This window comes from Aestuariivirga sp. (genome assembly GCF_046294715.1).
Taxonomy (GTDB): domain Bacteria; phylum Pseudomonadota; class Alphaproteobacteria; order Rhizobiales; family Aestuariivirgaceae; genus Aestuariivirga.
This window is the reverse complement of sequence record NZ_JBKBKI010000017.1, coordinates 40,991-56,455: the sequence shown is the minus strand read 5'-3', so window position 1 is coordinate 56,455 and position 15,465 is coordinate 40,991. Positions and strand designations below refer to the sequence as shown.

At 67.0% G+C, this 15,465-nt stretch carries 15 protein-coding genes; 8 read left to right on the top strand and 7 right to left on the bottom strand.

Annotated elements, in window-relative coordinates:
* Positions 1–92: 92 nt before the first annotated feature.
* The 3 genes from hemW to rph are packed head-to-tail and all read right to left on the bottom strand — an operon-like array spanning position 93 to position 2,951.
* Positions 93–1,241 carry a radical SAM family heme chaperone HemW gene (gene hemW, locus ACK4HL_RS12720; RefSeq protein WP_409760854.1) on the bottom strand — a complete coding sequence of 383 codons (1,149 nt, stop codon included), beginning with the start codon at positions 1,239–1,241 and terminating at the stop codon, positions 93–95.
* The gene (rdgB, locus tag ACK4HL_RS12715) at positions 1,228–2,238 is read right to left on the bottom strand and encodes an RdgB/HAM1 family non-canonical purine NTP pyrophosphatase (protein ID WP_409760852.1); all 1,011 of its coding nucleotides are present in this window, start codon (positions 2,236–2,238) and stop codon (positions 1,228–1,230) included. The genes hemW and rdgB overlap by 14 nt, the downstream gene beginning before the upstream one ends.
* Positions 2,238–2,951: a ribonuclease PH gene (gene rph, locus ACK4HL_RS12710; RefSeq protein ID WP_409760850.1), complete on the bottom strand. Its 714-nt coding sequence runs from the start codon at positions 2,949–2,951 to the stop codon at positions 2,238–2,240. Before rph ends, rdgB begins: the two co-directional genes overlap by 1 nt.
* Positions 2,952–3,038: 87 nt before the next feature.
* On the opposite strand from rph, the gene hrcA reads away from it, so the two are divergent.
* Together hrcA and grpE are read left to right on the top strand one after the other, a co-directional pair.
* The gene (hrcA, locus tag ACK4HL_RS12705; protein ID WP_409760848.1) at positions 3,039–4,124 is read left to right on the top strand and encodes a heat-inducible transcriptional repressor HrcA; all 1,086 of its coding nucleotides are present in this window, start codon (positions 3,039–3,041) and stop codon (positions 4,122–4,124) included.
* Between the two features lie 65 nt (positions 4,125–4,189).
* The gene (gene grpE, locus ACK4HL_RS12700) at positions 4,190–4,786 is read left to right on the top strand and encodes a nucleotide exchange factor GrpE (RefSeq protein WP_409760846.1); all 597 of its coding nucleotides are present in this window, start codon (positions 4,190–4,192) and stop codon (positions 4,784–4,786) included.
* Between the two features lie 6 nt (positions 4,787–4,792).
* Here the strand turns inward: grpE and ACK4HL_RS12695 are convergent, their stop codons facing one another.
* Positions 4,793–6,040: a flavin monoamine oxidase family protein gene (locus ACK4HL_RS12695; protein ID WP_409760844.1), complete on the bottom strand. Its 1,248-nt coding sequence runs from the start codon at positions 6,038–6,040 to the stop codon at positions 4,793–4,795.
* Between the two features lie 102 nt (positions 6,041–6,142).
* On the opposite strand from ACK4HL_RS12695, the gene ACK4HL_RS12690 reads away from it, so the two are divergent.
* The 3 genes from ACK4HL_RS12690 to dnaJ all read left to right on the top strand — a co-directional run bounded on the left by ACK4HL_RS12690 (position 6,143) and on the right by dnaJ (position 9,952).
* Positions 6,143–6,517 carry a cupin domain-containing protein gene (locus ACK4HL_RS12690; protein WP_409760842.1) on the top strand — a complete coding sequence of 125 codons (375 nt, stop codon included), beginning with the start codon at positions 6,143–6,145 and terminating at the stop codon, positions 6,515–6,517.
* A gap of 192 nt (positions 6,518–6,709) precedes the next feature.
* Positions 6,710–8,626, top strand: coding sequence for a molecular chaperone DnaK (gene dnaK / locus ACK4HL_RS12685; protein WP_409760840.1), 1,917 nt, complete (start codon positions 6,710–6,712; stop codon positions 8,624–8,626).
* Positions 8,627–8,782: 156 nt separating this feature from the next.
* On the top strand, positions 8,783–9,952 hold the full coding sequence (gene dnaJ / locus ACK4HL_RS12680; RefSeq protein WP_409760838.1) for a molecular chaperone DnaJ: 1,170 nt from the start codon (positions 8,783–8,785) through the stop codon (positions 9,950–9,952).
* 41 nt (positions 9,953–9,993) lie between these two features.
* Here the strand turns inward: dnaJ and ACK4HL_RS12675 are convergent, their stop codons facing one another.
* Positions 9,994–10,602: an SH3 domain-containing protein gene (locus ACK4HL_RS12675; RefSeq protein WP_409760836.1), complete on the bottom strand. Its 609-nt coding sequence runs from the start codon at positions 10,600–10,602 to the stop codon at positions 9,994–9,996.
* A 185-nt stretch (positions 10,603–10,787) separates the two neighbouring features.
* Here ACK4HL_RS12675 and ACK4HL_RS12670 point away from each other — a divergent pair, with 185 nt between their 5' ends.
* Entirely contained in the window at positions 10,788–11,777 is a 990-nt protein-coding gene (locus ACK4HL_RS12670; protein WP_409760834.1) for a 2-hydroxyacid dehydrogenase, read from the top strand.
* 33 nt (positions 11,778–11,810) lie between these two features.
* On the opposite strand, the gene ACK4HL_RS12665 is transcribed toward ACK4HL_RS12670, so the two are convergent.
* Positions 11,811–12,587, bottom strand: coding sequence for a gamma-glutamyl-gamma-aminobutyrate hydrolase family protein (locus ACK4HL_RS12665; RefSeq protein ID WP_409760832.1), 777 nt, complete (start codon positions 12,585–12,587; stop codon positions 11,811–11,813).
* A gap of 66 nt (positions 12,588–12,653) precedes the next feature.
* On the opposite strand from ACK4HL_RS12665, the gene ACK4HL_RS12660 reads away from it, so the two are divergent.
* Both ACK4HL_RS12660 and ACK4HL_RS12655 read left to right on the top strand, forming a co-directional pair.
* A complete protein-coding gene (locus ACK4HL_RS12660; protein WP_409760830.1) occupies positions 12,654–13,424 on the top strand; it encodes an SDR family NAD(P)-dependent oxidoreductase in 771 nt (256 codons plus the stop codon).
* A 13-nt stretch (positions 13,425–13,437) separates the two neighbouring features.
* The gene (locus ACK4HL_RS12655; RefSeq protein WP_409760828.1) at positions 13,438–14,640 is read left to right on the top strand and encodes an acyl-CoA dehydrogenase family protein; all 1,203 of its coding nucleotides are present in this window, start codon (positions 13,438–13,440) and stop codon (positions 14,638–14,640) included.
* Here the strand turns inward: ACK4HL_RS12655 and ACK4HL_RS12650 are convergent.
* A partial coding sequence (locus ACK4HL_RS12650) for a chromate transporter (RefSeq protein WP_409760826.1) occupies positions 14,637–15,465 on the bottom strand: 829 nt, incomplete at its 5' end. The genes ACK4HL_RS12655 and ACK4HL_RS12650 overlap by 4 nt on opposite strands.

The following is a 15,465-nucleotide window of genomic DNA, read 5'->3' as shown; positions in this document are numbered from 1 at the left end:
CCGGCGAAGGCCGGGATCCAGCTTCCTTCGTGGCGCCAGAGCTGGACCCCGGCCTGCGCCGGGGTGACGCCAAGACCAAAGGATGATTACTGTTACGACGCCAGTTCCGCAATCACGGCATTGAGCAGCTTGCGGCCGTCGGCCGTCACCATCAGGCGCCGCCCATGCCGCTTGACGAGGCCCATGGACTTCATTCCGGCGAGCTTCGAGGAATCGAACCCGCGGCCCGCGAGAGCCTCGTAACGGTCCATGTCGATTCCTTCGGCGATGCGCAGCCCCATGAGCAGATATTCGTTCGCCTGCTCGATGGGCGGGACGAGCACATCCGAGACGATGCCGTGGCCCTGCGCCTGCACCAGGGCGCGCCAGGCCTCCGGGTGCTTCTCCGCAACGAGCGCACGGCGGTTCTCGCCTTCCGCCAGCCTGCTGTGCGCGCCGGGGCCCACGCCGGCATATTCGCCGTAGCGCCAGTAGAGCAGGTTGTGGCGCGATTCCTCGCCCGTTGCGGCGTGGTTCGAGACTTCGTAGGCCGGGAGCGCCGCCTTCTCGGTCAGCTCCTGCGTGAGGTCGTAGAGATCGGCGGCGCGGTCATCCGTTGGGGTTGCGAGTTTGCCGCGTTCCTGCAGGTCGAAGTAGGCGGTGCCGGGCTCGATGGTGAGCTGGTAGAGCGACATGTGGCCTTGCTGCTCGGCCAGGGCGCGGGAAAGCTCCTCGCGCCAGGTCTCCGGCGTCTGGCCGGGCCGGGCATAGATCATGTCGAAGGACACGCGCGGGAACACCTTCGCGGCAAGGCGGAAGGCGGCGAGCGCCTCCTCCGGCGAATGCTGGCGGCCCAGCGCTTTCAGATCGTTTTCATCGAGCGCCTGCACGCCCACCGAGACGCGGTTCACGCCGGCCGCGCGGTAGCCGCGGAAATTCTCCGCCTCGACCGAGGTCGGGTTGGCCTCGAGGGTGGTCTCGACGTCCGGCGCGACGCTCCACAGCTTGCCGACCGTATCGAGCACCTGGCCCACGGCATCGGGCGGCATCAGCGAAGGCGTGCCGCCGCCGAAGAAGATCGAGGTGACGGTGCGGCCCCTCGTGCGATCCGCGAACCATGCGAGCTCCCGGGAAAGCGCGCGCGCGAAGGAGAGCGCGTCGACGGGCTCGTGCCGGACATGGCTGTTGAAGTCGCAATAGGGGCATTTGGCCTTGCAGAACGGCCAATGCACATAGATGCCGAAGGCGTCAGAAGAGGTCACGGACGAGTTTTTCCAGCGCCTTGGCGCGGTGCGAGATGCGGTTCTTCTCTTCGGGGGCGAGCTCGGCGAAGGTGCGGCTTTCGCCATCCGGCACGAACATCGGGTCATAGCCGTGGCCCAGCGCGCCGCGCGGCGGCCAGGCGAGGGTTCCCGCCGCGCGGCCTTCGTAGATGCGCTCCTCGCCGTCCGGCCAGGCGACGCACAGCGTGCAGGTGAAATGGGCGCGGCGCTGTTCAGGCATGGTGGCGCCCTTGGCCTGCAGCTTCTCCTCGACAAGGCGCATGGCGCGGTTCCAGTCGCGGTCCGGCCCCGCCCAGTCCGCGGTGTGGACGCCCGGTTCGCCGCCGAGCGCCTCGACGCAGAGGCCCGAGTCGTCGGAAACGGCGATGAGGCCGCTCGCCCGCATGGCCGAGAGCGCCTTGATGCGGGCATTGCCGGCGAAGCTGTTCTCGGTTTCGGCGGGCTCGGGCAGCCCCAGGTCTCCGGCGGACACCGCTTCTACGCCATAGGGCTTCAGCAGGGCGTCGAACTCGGCGCGTTTGCCCTTGTTGTGGGTGGCGATGACGATCTTCTTCCCCGCCAGCGTGCGCATCGGCCGGAAGCCCCACAGCGCACCGTCGGAGAACTCCAGCGAATTGCCGGCAGGATCGCGGAAATAGATCGATCGCCCGCCCCTGGGCCAGTCGATCGTCTTCTCGACGGCGATGCCCCTGGTCTCCAGATGCCGCGCCCAGGCTTCGAGTTCGCCTTCACCGCAGCGCAGGCAGGCGTGGCCGGTGCCCTGCGTGCCATGGGGCGGGGGGCCGTCCTCCGCCTTCTGCGCGATGGTCACATCCGGGTTGAAGACGAGCAGCATCTGCTCCGCCATGCGGAAGAACACGAATTTTCCCGGCGCCTCGCTGTAGACCTCGAGGCCCAGCGCGCCCTCGTAGAAGGCGCGCATTGCGGCAATGTCGCGGCCATAGAGGACGGTCTCCAGGATGCGGGTGGCGCGCATCAGGCGATCGCCGCCTTCTGCTTCGCGACCAGTTCCGCGATGCCCCTCTTGGCCAGCGCCAGAAGTTCATGGAGTGTCGCCTCGGAGAAGGGCTCGCCCTCTGCCGTGCCCTGGATCTCCACGATGCCGCCCGATCCCGTCATCACGAAATTGGCGTCGGTTCCGGCGGAGGAATCCTCCGGGTAGTCGAGGTCCAGAACCGGCACCCCGCCATGGATGCCGCAGGAGATGGCGGCGACATGGTCCTTCAGGGGCCACTGCCGGAACATGGCGCGCTGCTCCATCCACTTCAGGCAGTCGAAGAGGGCCACCCACGAGCCGGTGATCGCCGCCGTGCGCGTTCCGCCGTCGGCCTGCAGCACGTCGCAGTCGAGCGTGATCTGGCGCTCGCCCAACGCCACGAGATCGACCACCGCACGCAGCGACCGGCCGACGAGGCGCTGGATTTCCTGGGTGCGGCCGGACTGCTTGCCCGACGCCGCCTCGCGCCTGGTGCGTTCATGCGTGGCACGCGGCAGCATGCCGTACTCCGCCGTCACCCAGCCCTTGCCGCCGCCCTTGAGCCAAGGCGGCACCTTCTCCTCGAGCGAGGCGGTGCACAGCACGTGCGTGTCCCCGAAGCGGACGAGGCATGAGCCTTCCGCATGCCGGGTGAAGCCGCGCTCGAAGCTCACGGCGCGCAATTCGTCGGGTTTCCGTCCCGATGGGCGCATGATGGTCTGTTCCCTGTTGCGAAAACCGGGCTTCTACCCCCTCGATTGACCCGCGCCAACTTGATTTCTACATTGGCACCCATGAGCATGATCCCGCCCAGACCCGTTTCGGAGGAGCGGCTTTCCGGCATTGCCGGCCTCGACCAGCGCTCGCGCGACATCTTCCGCCGCCTCGTCGACACCTATCTCGAGACGGGCGAGCCGGTGGGCTCCCGCACCATCTCGCGCATCCTGCCGCAGAACCTTTCGCCTGCCTCGGTCCGCAACGTGATGATGGACCTCGAGGACGCCGGGCTGATCTTCTCCCCCCATACCAGCGCAGGCCGGGTGCCGACCGAGCAGGGCCTGCGCTTCTTCGTCGACGCCGTGATGGAGGTGGGCTCCATGAGCGCCGACGAGCGCGCCCGCATCGACGCCCAGATCGCCGCCTCGAACCGCCAGCGCCGGATCGAGGACGTGCTGGGTGAGGCGACGACACTCCTTTCCGGCCTCTCGCACTGCGCCGGGGTGATCCTGGCGCCCAAGATCAACGCGAGGCTGAAGCACATCGAATTCGTCAACCTGGGCCCCGGGCGGGCGCTGGTGATCCTGGTGGGGGAAGACGGCAGCGTCGAGAACCGGGTGATCGAGGTGCCGCGCGGGCTGCCGCCCTCGACCTTCGCCCAGGCCTCGAATTATCTTTCGACCAGGTTCCAGGGAAAGACCATCGACGAGGTGCAGCGCTTCGTGCGCGAGGAGATGCAGAGCCTGCGCCGTGAGCTGGACGAGATCTCGGCCCGGATCGTGGAGGCCGGGATCGGCCAGTGGTCCGGCGAGGCGGATGCCGACGACAAGACGCTGATCGTCAAGGGCCAGGCGAACCTGATCGAGAACTCGACAGCCGCCGCCGACCTGGAGCGCATCCGCAAGCTGTTCGAGGACATCGAGAACAAGAAGGAGCTCGTCCACCTCCTGGGGGCCGCCGAGCAGGGGGAGGGGGTGCGGATCTTCATCGGCTCCGAGAACCGGCTGTTCTCGCTTTCGGGGAGTTCCATCATCGTTTCGCCCTACCGCAACGCGGAGGAGAAGATCGTCGGCGTCATGGGCATCATCGGGCCGACCCGCATGAACTATGCCCGGATCATCCCGATGGTGGACTATACCGCCAAGGCCATCGGACGGCTCCTCACTTGATTTTTGGGGCGGGGCAGCCGATATGGCTGCCATCCCGTAAATCAATGGACTGGAAAGCTTCAGCCATGGCTGACGATACGAAATCCCCTGAGCACACAAACGGCGCCGGGCAGCCCGCGCCCCAGACTGCCCCTGAAGCGGCAGCCCAGGAGACGCCGGAGCCCGCCGCCGAGATCGATGCGCGGGACCTCGAGATCGCGCAACTCAAGGAGGAGGCCGCGGCGCTGAAGGACCGTTTGCTCCGCACCGCCGCCGACATGGACAATCTGAGGAAGCGCGCCGAGCGCGAGAAGGCGGAAGCAACCCTTTATGCCGCCACGAATTTCGCGCGCGACCTGCTGAGCGTCGCCGACAACATGAGCCGCGCCCTCGCCGCCGTTTCTCCGGAAGCGCGGGAAAAAGCCGACGAGGCGACGAAAAACCTGCTCGCCGGCGTGGAAATGACCGAGCGTGAGTTGCTCAACGTCTTCCAGCGCTACAACATCCGGAAAGTCGATACGGTCGGCGCAAAGTTCGACCCCAACTTCCACCAGGCCCTGTTCGAGATGCCGACGAAGGACCACCCGCCCGGCACCGTGGTCCAGGAGATGCAGTCCGGCTTCGCCATCGGCGACCGCTGCCTCCGCCCGGCGATGGTGGGAGTGGCCAAGGCCGAGGGCTGAGGCCAGCTAAGGGCGGACCAACCCCATCGCCGTCTCCGCCGCCGCGATCCCCGACAGATGCGCCCCGTGGACGGTGGAATAGAAGGGGATGGAGCAGTGCTCGCCCGCCAGCACGATGCGCTCGCCAACGGGTTCCGAGAACAGGAAGCGCGAGTCCGCCCGGCCTGGCTTCGCATGGGAATAGCCGCCGAGCGTGTGAGGATCGGAAGCCCAGTGCGTGCGCAGCATCCTGACCACGCGTTTCTTCATGCTTGCACCGAAAGCCTCTGCCAGCGCCTCCAGTGCGACGGCCATGGCCGCGGCATCGCTCAGCTTTTCCATCTCCCGCCCCCAGGAGCCCGCAAGGTGCGAGACGAGGAGCGGGCGCCCGAACGGGTTCACATGCAGGTTGAAGGGTGGCCTTGCCTGCTCCGACAGGTCGACGACGTCGCCATAGAGGTGGCCCAAGCCCTCGACGGGCCCGTCGAGGAGCAGGGCGATCTTTTCCGAAACGCCCATGGGGCAGTCGTGGAACGCCTCGATGAGCGCTGCCGGAAGGGCAGGCGCGAAGCGAATCCCTTCCGCGATCAGGACGTTGACGGGAACGGCGAGGATGACGGTTCGGGCGGTGAGGGTACCACGCGGTGTTTCGAGCCGTACGAGCCGTCCCGACCAGTCGATCAACGTGACCGGTGTTGAAAGCGTGACCGGCAGGCCCGCCGCGTTGGACGCCACCAGCGCCCCGAACCCGGCTTCGACGGGGTAGTCGCCGCCTCCGTCTTCGTAGCGGGCGTAGTCACGCGTCGAGCAGTCTTCCGGATCGTGCGATGTGATCTGGCCGATGATCTGGCGGATGAGGGGCGTCCAGCGGCCGGCCGGGCCGACGCAGTCGGAGAAGGCAACATCCAGTCCCGCTTGCCCAGCTTCTGCGATCCGGCCCATCGCGCGGCCGAATTCCATCGAGGCGTCCTCGATCAATGCATTTGGGGCGGGCGCGCCGGCCGTGTGGATCAGGTAGTCCGACCACGCCATCCGGGCATAGCGGAACCCCAGCCGGTCGGCGATCGTCGTGAAGGGGTTTTGCGCCGCCGCGTGGAGCCAATGCGCGCCGCAGTCGAACGGCAGGCCCAGCGTTGCCGTATCGGTAAAGGCCCGTCCGCCGATCCTGTCCCGCGCCTCGAGCACGATGAAGCTCTTGCCCGCCGACTGAAGCCGAAGCCCCGCGGCCAGCCCCGCTGCCCCGGCGCCGATCACGGCGATGTCGTAGTGGCCCATGGTCCTGCCTCCCTGCCGTGCTATCGCTTGCGGGGGCTTGTGCCCGCAATACCTTTCTCCACATAGTCCCGTCCCGGGATGGTTTTCGGAGGAGAGCGCGCCATGAAGACCTGCAGACTGATCAGCGGCGGCGAAAGCTACGACGGAAAGCAGGGGCTTTCCTATTTCTCGGGCATTTCCGCGGAATCGGCAGGTTCGGAGAAGCTCTGCATGCACATCGTGACGATCCCGCCCGGCGGCTGCGCCAGGCCCCATTACCACGAGGCCCATGAATCGGCGATCTATGTCCTCGAAGGCTATTCCGAGATGCGCCACGGACCCAATCTGGAGGAGGTGATGCAGATCCGGGCGGGAGATTTCTGCTATATCCCGGCCGGCGTTCCCCACCAGCCCTACAACCCGACGGACAAGCCGGTCCGCGCCGTCATCGCCCGCACCGATCCCAACGAGCAGGAGAGCGTGGTGCTCCTCGATTGAGCCACGTCAAAATGGGCGGGCGAACCGCTTGATAGGCCCAAACCCCCTGCCTATATAGCCAACGAACACCGGCTCCTGGGAATCAGGGCGTCCGGAAGCAATGTCTGAATCAGGAGGCGGACTCCCCCAAAAGGGGTCTGGGAAGTGCCTGTCGGGGCTTCCCAAGGTCTGCCTGCCAATTGGAGGATCAAGATGGCGAAAGTGATTGGTATCGACCTCGGCACCACCAACTCCTGCGTGGCGGTCATCGAAGGAAAGAACCCGAAGGTGATCGAGAACGCCGAGGGTGCCCGCACCACCCCCTCGATCGTGGCGTTCAACAACGACGGCGAAACGCTCGTCGGCCAGCCCGCCAAGCGCCAGGCGGTGACCAACCCCGAGAACACCTTCTTCGCGATCAAGCGCCTGATCGGCCGCCGCATGGACGATCCCATGGTGGCGAAGGACAAGAAGCTCGTCCCCTACAACATCGTCAAGGCCGACAACGGCGACGCCTGGGTCGAGAGCCGGGGCAAGAAGTTCTCGCCCTCCCAGATCTCCGCCTATACCCTCACCAAGATGAAGGAAACCGCCGAGCGCTACCTCGGCGAGCCGGTGACGCAGGCCGTCATCACCGTTCCCGCCTATTTCAACGATTCCCAGCGCCAGGCCACCAAGGACGCCGGCAAGATCGCCGGCCTCGAGGTGCTGCGCATCATCAACGAGCCGACGGCGGCCGCTCTCGCCTACGGCCTCGACAAGAAGAACTCCGGCACGATCGCCGTCTATGACCTGGGCGGCGGCACCTTCGACGTGTCGATCCTCGAGATCGGCGACGGCGTGTTCGAGGTGAAGTCGACCAACGGCGACACCTTCCTCGGCGGCGAAGACTTCGACATGCGCATCGTCGACTACCTCGCGGACGAGTTCAAGAAGGAGCAGGGCATCGACCTCCGCAAGGACAAGCTCGCCCTGCAGCGCCTGAAGGAGGCAGCCGAGAAGGCCAAGATCGAGCTTTCGTCTTCGGCCCAGACCGAGATCAACCTGCCCTTCATCACCGCCGACCAGACGGGGCCGAAGCACCTCACGCTGAAGCTCACCCGCGCCAAGCTCGAAGCGCTCGTGGATGACCTCATCCAGAAGACGATCGAGCCCTGCCGCGCCGCCCTCAAGGATGCCGGCGTCACGGCGGGCCAGATCGACGAGGTGGTTCTCGTCGGCGGCATGACCCGCATGCCGAAGGTCATCGAGACGGTGAAGCAGTTCTTCGGCAAGGAGCCGCACAAGGGTGTGAACCCTGACGAGGTCGTCGCCATCGGCGCCGCGATCCAGGCCGGCGTCTTGAAGGGCGAGGTGAAGGACGTCCTCCTCCTCGACGTGACGCCGCTGTCGCTCGGCATCGAGACGCTGGGCGGCGTGTTCACGCGCCTCATCGACCGCAACACCACGATCCCGACCAAGAAGAGCCAGGTCTTCTCGACCGCCGACGACAACCAGACGGCCGTGACGATCCGCGTCTTCCAGGGCGAGCGTGAAATGGCGGCCGACAACAAGATGCTGGGCCAGTTCGACCTGATGGGCATTCCGCCCGCCCCGCGCGGCGTGCCGCAGATCGAGGTGACCTTCGACATCGACGCCAACGGCATCGTCAACGTGTCCGCCAAGGACAAGGCGACGAACAAGGAGCAGCAGATCCGCATCCAGGCTTCGGGCGGCCTCTCCGACTCCGAGATCGAGAAGATGGTCAAGGAGGCGGAAGCCAACGCCGCCGAGGACAAGAAGCGCAAGGAGCTGGTGGAGTCCAAGAACCACGCCGAAGCGCTGATCCACTCGACCTCGAAGTCGCTTGCGGAATTCGGCGACAAGGTCTCCGCCGCCGACAAGTCGGCGATCGAGGCCGCCATCGCGGACCTGAAGTCCACGCTGGAGACCGGCGACGCCGAGGCCGTGAAGGAGAAGACCAACGCCCTCGCACAGGCTTCCATGAAGCTCGGCGAGGCCATGTACAAGGCGCAGCAGTCCCAGGCCGAGGCGGACGCCCAGCGTGACGCGGGTGCCGCCGGCGGCAGCGCGGACGACGTGGTCGACGCCGACTTCGAGGAAGTGAAGGACGACGACAAGAAGGTCTGAGTCCCGATGCCATCCGGAACCCCGCTTCACGTCGCCGGCCCCTCGGGCTCGCAGCGCGGGGCGGGGTTCTGCTATATCCGAAACGTGGAATTCCCCACGCTCTGAAGGCCGGCCTGCGCGGTCCAGAAGGGCGGTAACCCCTAGCGGTATTCATCTATGGCCAAGCGCGACTTTTACGAAGTTCTGGGCGTCGGCAAGTCGGCCGACGAGAAGGAGCTGAAGGCCGCCTATCGCAAGCTCGCCAAGCAGTTTCACCCCGACGCCAACCCCGGCGACAAGACGGCCGAATCCAAGTTCAAGGAAATCAACGAGGCCTATGACGTCCTGAAGGATCCGCAGAAGAAGGCGGCCTATGACCGGTTCGGCCACCAGGCCTTCGAGGGCGGAATGGGCGGCGGCGGGCGCGGCCCCGGCGGGGCGGGCTTCGGCCCCGAATTCAACTCCTCGATGTCGGACATCTTCGAGGACCTCTTCGGCGACTTCATGGGCGGCGGCGGCGCGGGCCGTGGCCGGCGCGGCGGGCGCGGCACGGGCGGCGCGGCCCGTGGCGCGGACCTCCGCTACAACATGGAAATCAGCCTTACCGAGGCCTTCACCGGCAAGACGGCGCAGATCCGGGTTCCGTCTTCCGTCTCCTGCGAGACTTGCAGCGGCACCGGCGCCAAGCCGGGCTCGAGCCCCAAGACCTGCGCCACCTGCGGCGGGCAGGGCGCGGTGCGCTCGCAGTCGGGCTTCTTCACGGTGGAGCGCACCTGCCCCACCTGCCAGGGCCGCGGCCAGGTGATTTCGGATCCCTGCACCGCCTGCGGCGGCCAGGGCCGCGTCACCAAGGAGAGGACACTCTCCGTCAACATCCCGGCGGGGGTGGAGGACGGCACCCGCATCCGGCTCGCCAACGAGGGCGAGGCGGGACTGCGCGGCGGCCCCTCGGGCGATCTCTACATCTTCCTGTCGGTCAGGCCGCACGAGTTCTTCCAGCGCGACGGCGCGGATCTCTTCTGCAAGGTGCCCGTCTCGATGACGGTGGCGGCGATGGGCGGCGAGATCGAAGTGCCGACCATCGACGGCAAGAAGGCGCGTGTCACCATCCCGGACGGCACCCAGACCGGCAAGCAGTTCCGCCTCAAGGGCAAGGGCATGCCGGTGTTGCGCTCTTCCCAGACGGGCGACATGTATATCCAGGTGGCGGTCGAAACCCCCGTCAACCTCACCCGGCGCCAGCGCGAGCTTCTGAAGGAGTTCGAGAAGGAAGCCCGCAACAACAGCCCGGAATCGGAAGGCTTCTTCGCCAAGGCCAAGGCCTTCTGGGACGGGTTTGGAGGGTGAGGCCGGAAATTCCGTCTCCCGACGGAGAAGGGAAGACGATCTCAGTCCACCCGCTCGCCGGGATAGACGCCCCATAGCTGCGTCTGCTCGACATAGCCGTCATAGCCGCCGGCGGTGACTTCGCACCACTGGCCGTCGCAGCCCTCGACTTCGCCCACGACGCCGGCACCCACCCGGGCGACCAGCGAGGCCCCGTCCTTGGGCGCATTGTGGAGCGTCACGGTCTGTCCCTGCTTCCAGGGGGCGATCACCGCTGTGCGCTTGCCGGAGAGCATGTTCTGCAGGATCCAGCCTTCCTCGCCGTCGGAATCGCGCACCCGCCGCCAGTTCTCGAATTCGGCAACGATCTCGACGGGCAGGCCCTTGCGCTGGAATACCCAGGCCACGGGATGATCGCTCGACGGCCCCCGCCGCACGTTCACCTTTTCCGCCTTCAGCGAGACGAAACGCGGGATCGGCAGGCCCGAGGGGCCCACGGAACGCGGCGCCTCGCTGTCGATCGAGCCGGTGATCTCGCCCGGCGCCGGCTTGGCCTGTGATTCGGCCCGCTTGCCGAAGACGGACCAGCCGACGGCCGCCGCGACCCCGATGCATGCCACGCTCAGAATGATGGAGCCAAATCGCCGCGTTGCGGCCGGCTGTCCCGCCATGTTCGTCAAAATCCCCTGGAGGACCGCCGCACCGCCCGTCCCGCCGGCGGCTGCCCTTCGACACAAAGCCAGTTTACACCACGCGCCCTCCCGTGCAAACGGAGGAACGGCATGGATCAATGACAGGATTGGTCGGCCAGGGTTAACATTGTGTTGAGAGCCGAGACCGGAGCCAGGATCACCGCATGAGCAAGCGAAAGCCCCTCGTCGTCGTCACCCGCAAGCTTCCGGACGTCGTCGAGACCCGGATGATGGAGCTGTTCAACACGAGGCTGAACGCCAACGACGAACCGATGGGCAAGGCGGAACTGGTGGAGGCCGTGAAGACGGCGGAGGTTCTGGTCCCGACCGTCACCGACCGAATCGACAAGGCGGTGCTGATGCAGGCGGGCGAGCAGCTGAAGCTCATCGCCAACTTCGGCACCGGCGTCGACAACATCGACGTCGAGACGGCGCTGTCGCGCGGCATCACGGTGACCAACACGCCGGGCGTGCTGACGGAGGACACGGCGGACTTCACCATGGCGCTGATCATGGCCGTCTCCCGCCGCATCATCGAGGGGGCGAAGGTGATCGGGCCGGACAACAGCTGGGCCGGCTGGTCGCCCACCTGGATGCTGGGCCACCGGATCGGCGGCAAGCGCTTGGGCATCATCGGCATGGGCCGCATCGGAACCGCACTGGCACGCCGCGCCAAGGCCTTCGGCCTTCAGATCCACTATCACAACCGCAAGCCCGTTCACGCCAGGATCGAGGAGGAGCTCGAGGCCACCTACTGGGAAAGCCTCGACCAGATGCTGGCGCGCATGGACATCGTCTCCGTCAACTGCCCGCACACGCCCGCCACCTATCACCTGCTCTCGGCGCGCCGCCTGAAGCTGATGAAGAAGGAGGCGATCATCGTCAACACCGCGCGCGGCGAGGTGATCGACGAGAATGCGCTGGCCCGCATGCTCGAATCGGGTGAGCTCGGCGGCGCCGGCCTCGACGTGTTCGAGCACGAGCCGGCGGTGAACCCGCGCCTTCTCAAGGCCAAGAAGGCCGTGCTGCTGCCGCACATGGGCTCGGCCACCATCGAGGGCCGCATCGACATGGGCGAGAAGGTCATCATCAACATCAAGACCTGGGTCGACGGCCACAACCCGCCGGACCGCGTGCTGCCGTCGATGCTGTGAGAGGGCCGAGGACCTCCCTCGACGAGTCTGCCTTCAGGCGATCGCCCGCGCGGGGGCGCCGCGCGTCTTGGCATAGGCGCGCACGGCGTTGCCGAAGGCTGTGAACAGCTTCACCGAATCCGGGTTGTTCAGCGCCTTGTATTCGGGGTGCCACTGCGTGCCGATGGCGAAGCTCCGGGCATCGCGCACCGAGACGGCCTCGATGATGCCGTCTGGCGCCGTGGCCTCCACCGCAAGACCCTTGGCGAGCCGCTTGATGCCCTGGCGGTGGATCGAGTTCACCATGGTCTCGCGCTTGCCGAGGATCTTTTCGAGCTGGCCGCCCGGGCGGATGTTGATGGCGTGGGCCGGCGCATAGCGCACCTCCACGTCCTCGTGCTTCGGCGCCCGGTGGTCGATGCGGCCCTCCACATCCTGCAGTTCCGTCTCGAGGGTGCCGCCCATCACCACGTTCAGCTCCTGAAAACCGCGGCAGATGCAGAACAGCGGCATGGCTCGCGCCAGAACCCGCTCGATGAGCTTGAGCGTGGTCGCGTCGCGCGCGTGGTCGTAGGGCTCGTGCGCGGCGGAGGGCTGCTCCCCGTAATGCGGCGGATGGACGTTGGAGACCGCCCCCGTCATCACGATGCCGTCGAAGTGGTCGAGCAGCGAGTCGATCTCCAGCGCGTCGATCATCGAGGGGATCATCACCGGCGTGCACAGCGCAACCTCGGCCACGGCGCGCACATACTTGTCGCCGATCGAATGAAACAGGAAGCCGTGGCTCTCATGGGTGTCAGCCGGCAGTCCGACGAGGGGCAGGTACGACATTTCGGAACCTTGAAGGAGCAGTGATTTGGCGTCTAGATAGCCCGAGCGAAGGGGTAAGTCCAACCGATGGCCCAAGTCACGCCGGCGCAACGGCTTTTCGACCTTTCCGGCGAGGTGGCGCTGGTGACCGGGGCCTCCTCCGGCCTGGGCCGCCGCTTTGCCCAGGTGCTCGCCGCCCATGGCGCGAAAGTGGTTGCGGCCGCGCGGCGGTCCGAGCGGCTGGCGGCGCTTGCAGAAGAACATCCCGCCATCCTGCCCCTCGTCCTGGACGTCACCGACACGGCGAGCTTCCCCGCAGCGCTGGAGGAGGCGGAGCGCTTGGCAGGATCGCTCAGCCTTCTCCTCAACAATGCCGGGATCGCCAGCGGCCGGCGCATCCTCGATACGCCGGAGGAGGAGTGGCGGGCGGTGCAGCAGGCGAATGTCGATTCCGTGTGGCACCTGTCGCGCGCCTTCGCTGCCCGCCTGGCCGGGGCAAAGCGCCCCGGCGCCATCATCAACATCGCGTCTCTCGTTGCCGAAAGGGTCGGCGTGTCCTCCGCGGCCTACGCGGTCAGCAAGGCCGCTGTCCTGCACATGACGAAGGCGCAGGCGCTGGAATGGGCGCGCCACGGCATTCGCGTCAACGCCATCTGCCCCGGCTACATCCACAGCGAGATGACGGACGCGTATCTCGCGAGCCCCGCCGGACAGGAGATGATCCGCCGCATTCCCCAGCGCCGCGCCGGCGACCCGTCGGATCTCGATGGCGCGCTCCTGCTCCTCGCCGCGCCGCGCGCCTCCGGTTTCATGACCGGCGCCTCCGTGTTCGTCGACGGCGGCCACAGCCTCGCATAGGAAAGAAGGTCAGATGGATTTCACCCTGCCGCCAGAAATCGAAGCCCTCCGCCTCAAGGTGCGCAGCTTCGTCGAAACCCATGTAATGCCGCTCGAGGCCGACCGCGCCAATTACGACGCGCACGAGAACATCCGCCTCGAGGTGCTGAAGCCGCTGCGCGAGAAGGCGAGGGGCGCAGGCCTCTGGGCGCCGCAGATGCCGAAGGCGCGCGGGGGGCTGGGCCTTCCGATGGTGGGCTGGGCCGCCTTCTACGAGGAGGCGAACCGCTCGATCTTCGGGCCGCTTGCCTTCAACTGCGCAGCACCTGACGATGGCAACATGAACGTCCTCAACAAGGCGCTGAGGACGGAGGCCGAGAAGGACAGGTGGCTGCAGCCCATCGTCGACGGCGAGATCCGCTCCGCCTTCGTGATGACGGAGCCGCACCCGGGCTCGGGCTCCGACCCCGGCGGCATGATGCTGACCCGGGCCGAGAAGCAAGGCGGCAAATACATCGTGAACGGGCGGAAGTGGTTCATCTCCGGCGCCGAGGGGGCCACGCACTACATTCTCGTGGCGCGCACCTCGGAGGATCCGCGCCGCGGCCTTTCAGCCTTCCTGTTCCACAAGGACCAGCCCGGCTGGCGCATCCTCCGCCGCATTCCCACCATGGGGCCGGAGGAGCTGGGCGGCGCCTGCGAGCTCGAATTCGAGGGCCTCGAGATCCCCGAGGAGAACCGGCTCCTCGAGGAGGGCGACGGGTTGCGGCTCACGCAGATGCGTCTGGTGCCCGCACGCCTCACCCACTGCATGCGCTGGCTCGGCCTGTCGAAGCGCTGCCTCGAGATCGCCCACGCCTATGTGAAGGAGCGCAAGGCCTTCGGCACGACGCTGGCCGAACACGAGAGCGTGCAGATCATGCTGGGGGAGGTGGCGGCCGAGATCGAGAAGGGCCGGCTCCTCACCATGCACGCCGCCTGGAAGCTCGACCGGGGCGAGAAGGCGCAGAAGGAGGTGTCGATGGCCAAGATCCACGTCGCCGACACGCTGAACCGCGCGGCGGACATGGGCGTCCAGCTCTGTGGCGCGCGCGGCTATTCGAAGGACACGGTGCTCGAGTGGATCTACCGCTATGCGCGCTGCGCCAAGCTGGTGGACGGCGCCTCGGAGGTGCACAAGATGGTGCTGGCCCGCAGCCTCGCCAAGGAGGGCAATGACTTCTGGCGCTGGGGCTAAACTGCCAGCCGCCAAGCCGCGCCGAGCGCAGCGCAGAGCGCAAGCGTTCGGATGATCCCGAAATGGAAGCGGAGCAGAACCACGGCCGCGAGCACGCTCAGCGCCAGGGAGAACCAGTCGAGATTGCCCCACTCCGGCACCCACGGCCGGAACCAGCCTTCGCGCCGCGTGACGTCGCCGAACAGCACGTGCAGCCCGAACCACAGCGACAGGTTCAGGATAACGCCGACGACGGCGGCGGTGATGGCGGAAAGCGCACCCGAAAGCCTGGGCCTGCGGCCGATGGCGTCAATGTAAGGGGCGCCCGCGAAGATCCAGAGGAAGCAGGGTGCGAAGGTCATCCACAGCGTGACGAAGGCTCCCGCGATCCCGCCCCAGGCCGAACCCAGCTCCCGGTAGCCCGCGAAATAGCCGACGAACTGCGTGACGAGGATCAAGGGCCCGGGCGTCGTCTCGGCCAGCGCCAGCCCGTCGATCATCTCGGAAGCCGTCAGCCAGCCCTGCTGCTCCACCGCGGCCTGCGCCATGTAGGTCAGGACCGCATAGGCGCCGCCGAAGGTGACGACGGCGAGGGTCGAGAAGAACACGCCCACCTCGCTGAGCACATGGTCCGGCCCGAGGAGGAGGATCAGGGCAGCGAGCGGCACGAGCCATGCCGCACCCCACAGGGATACGGTGCGGCCGAGCCGGCCGAAAGCAGGGAGCCGGGCGGCGGCCGCCTCCGGCACGCCCGCGTTCCGGACGAAGCCATGGAGCCCGGCCGCGATGATCACCACGGGAAAGGGAAGGCCGAAGGCGAAGAGGGCGAGGAAGGCCAGCCCCGTG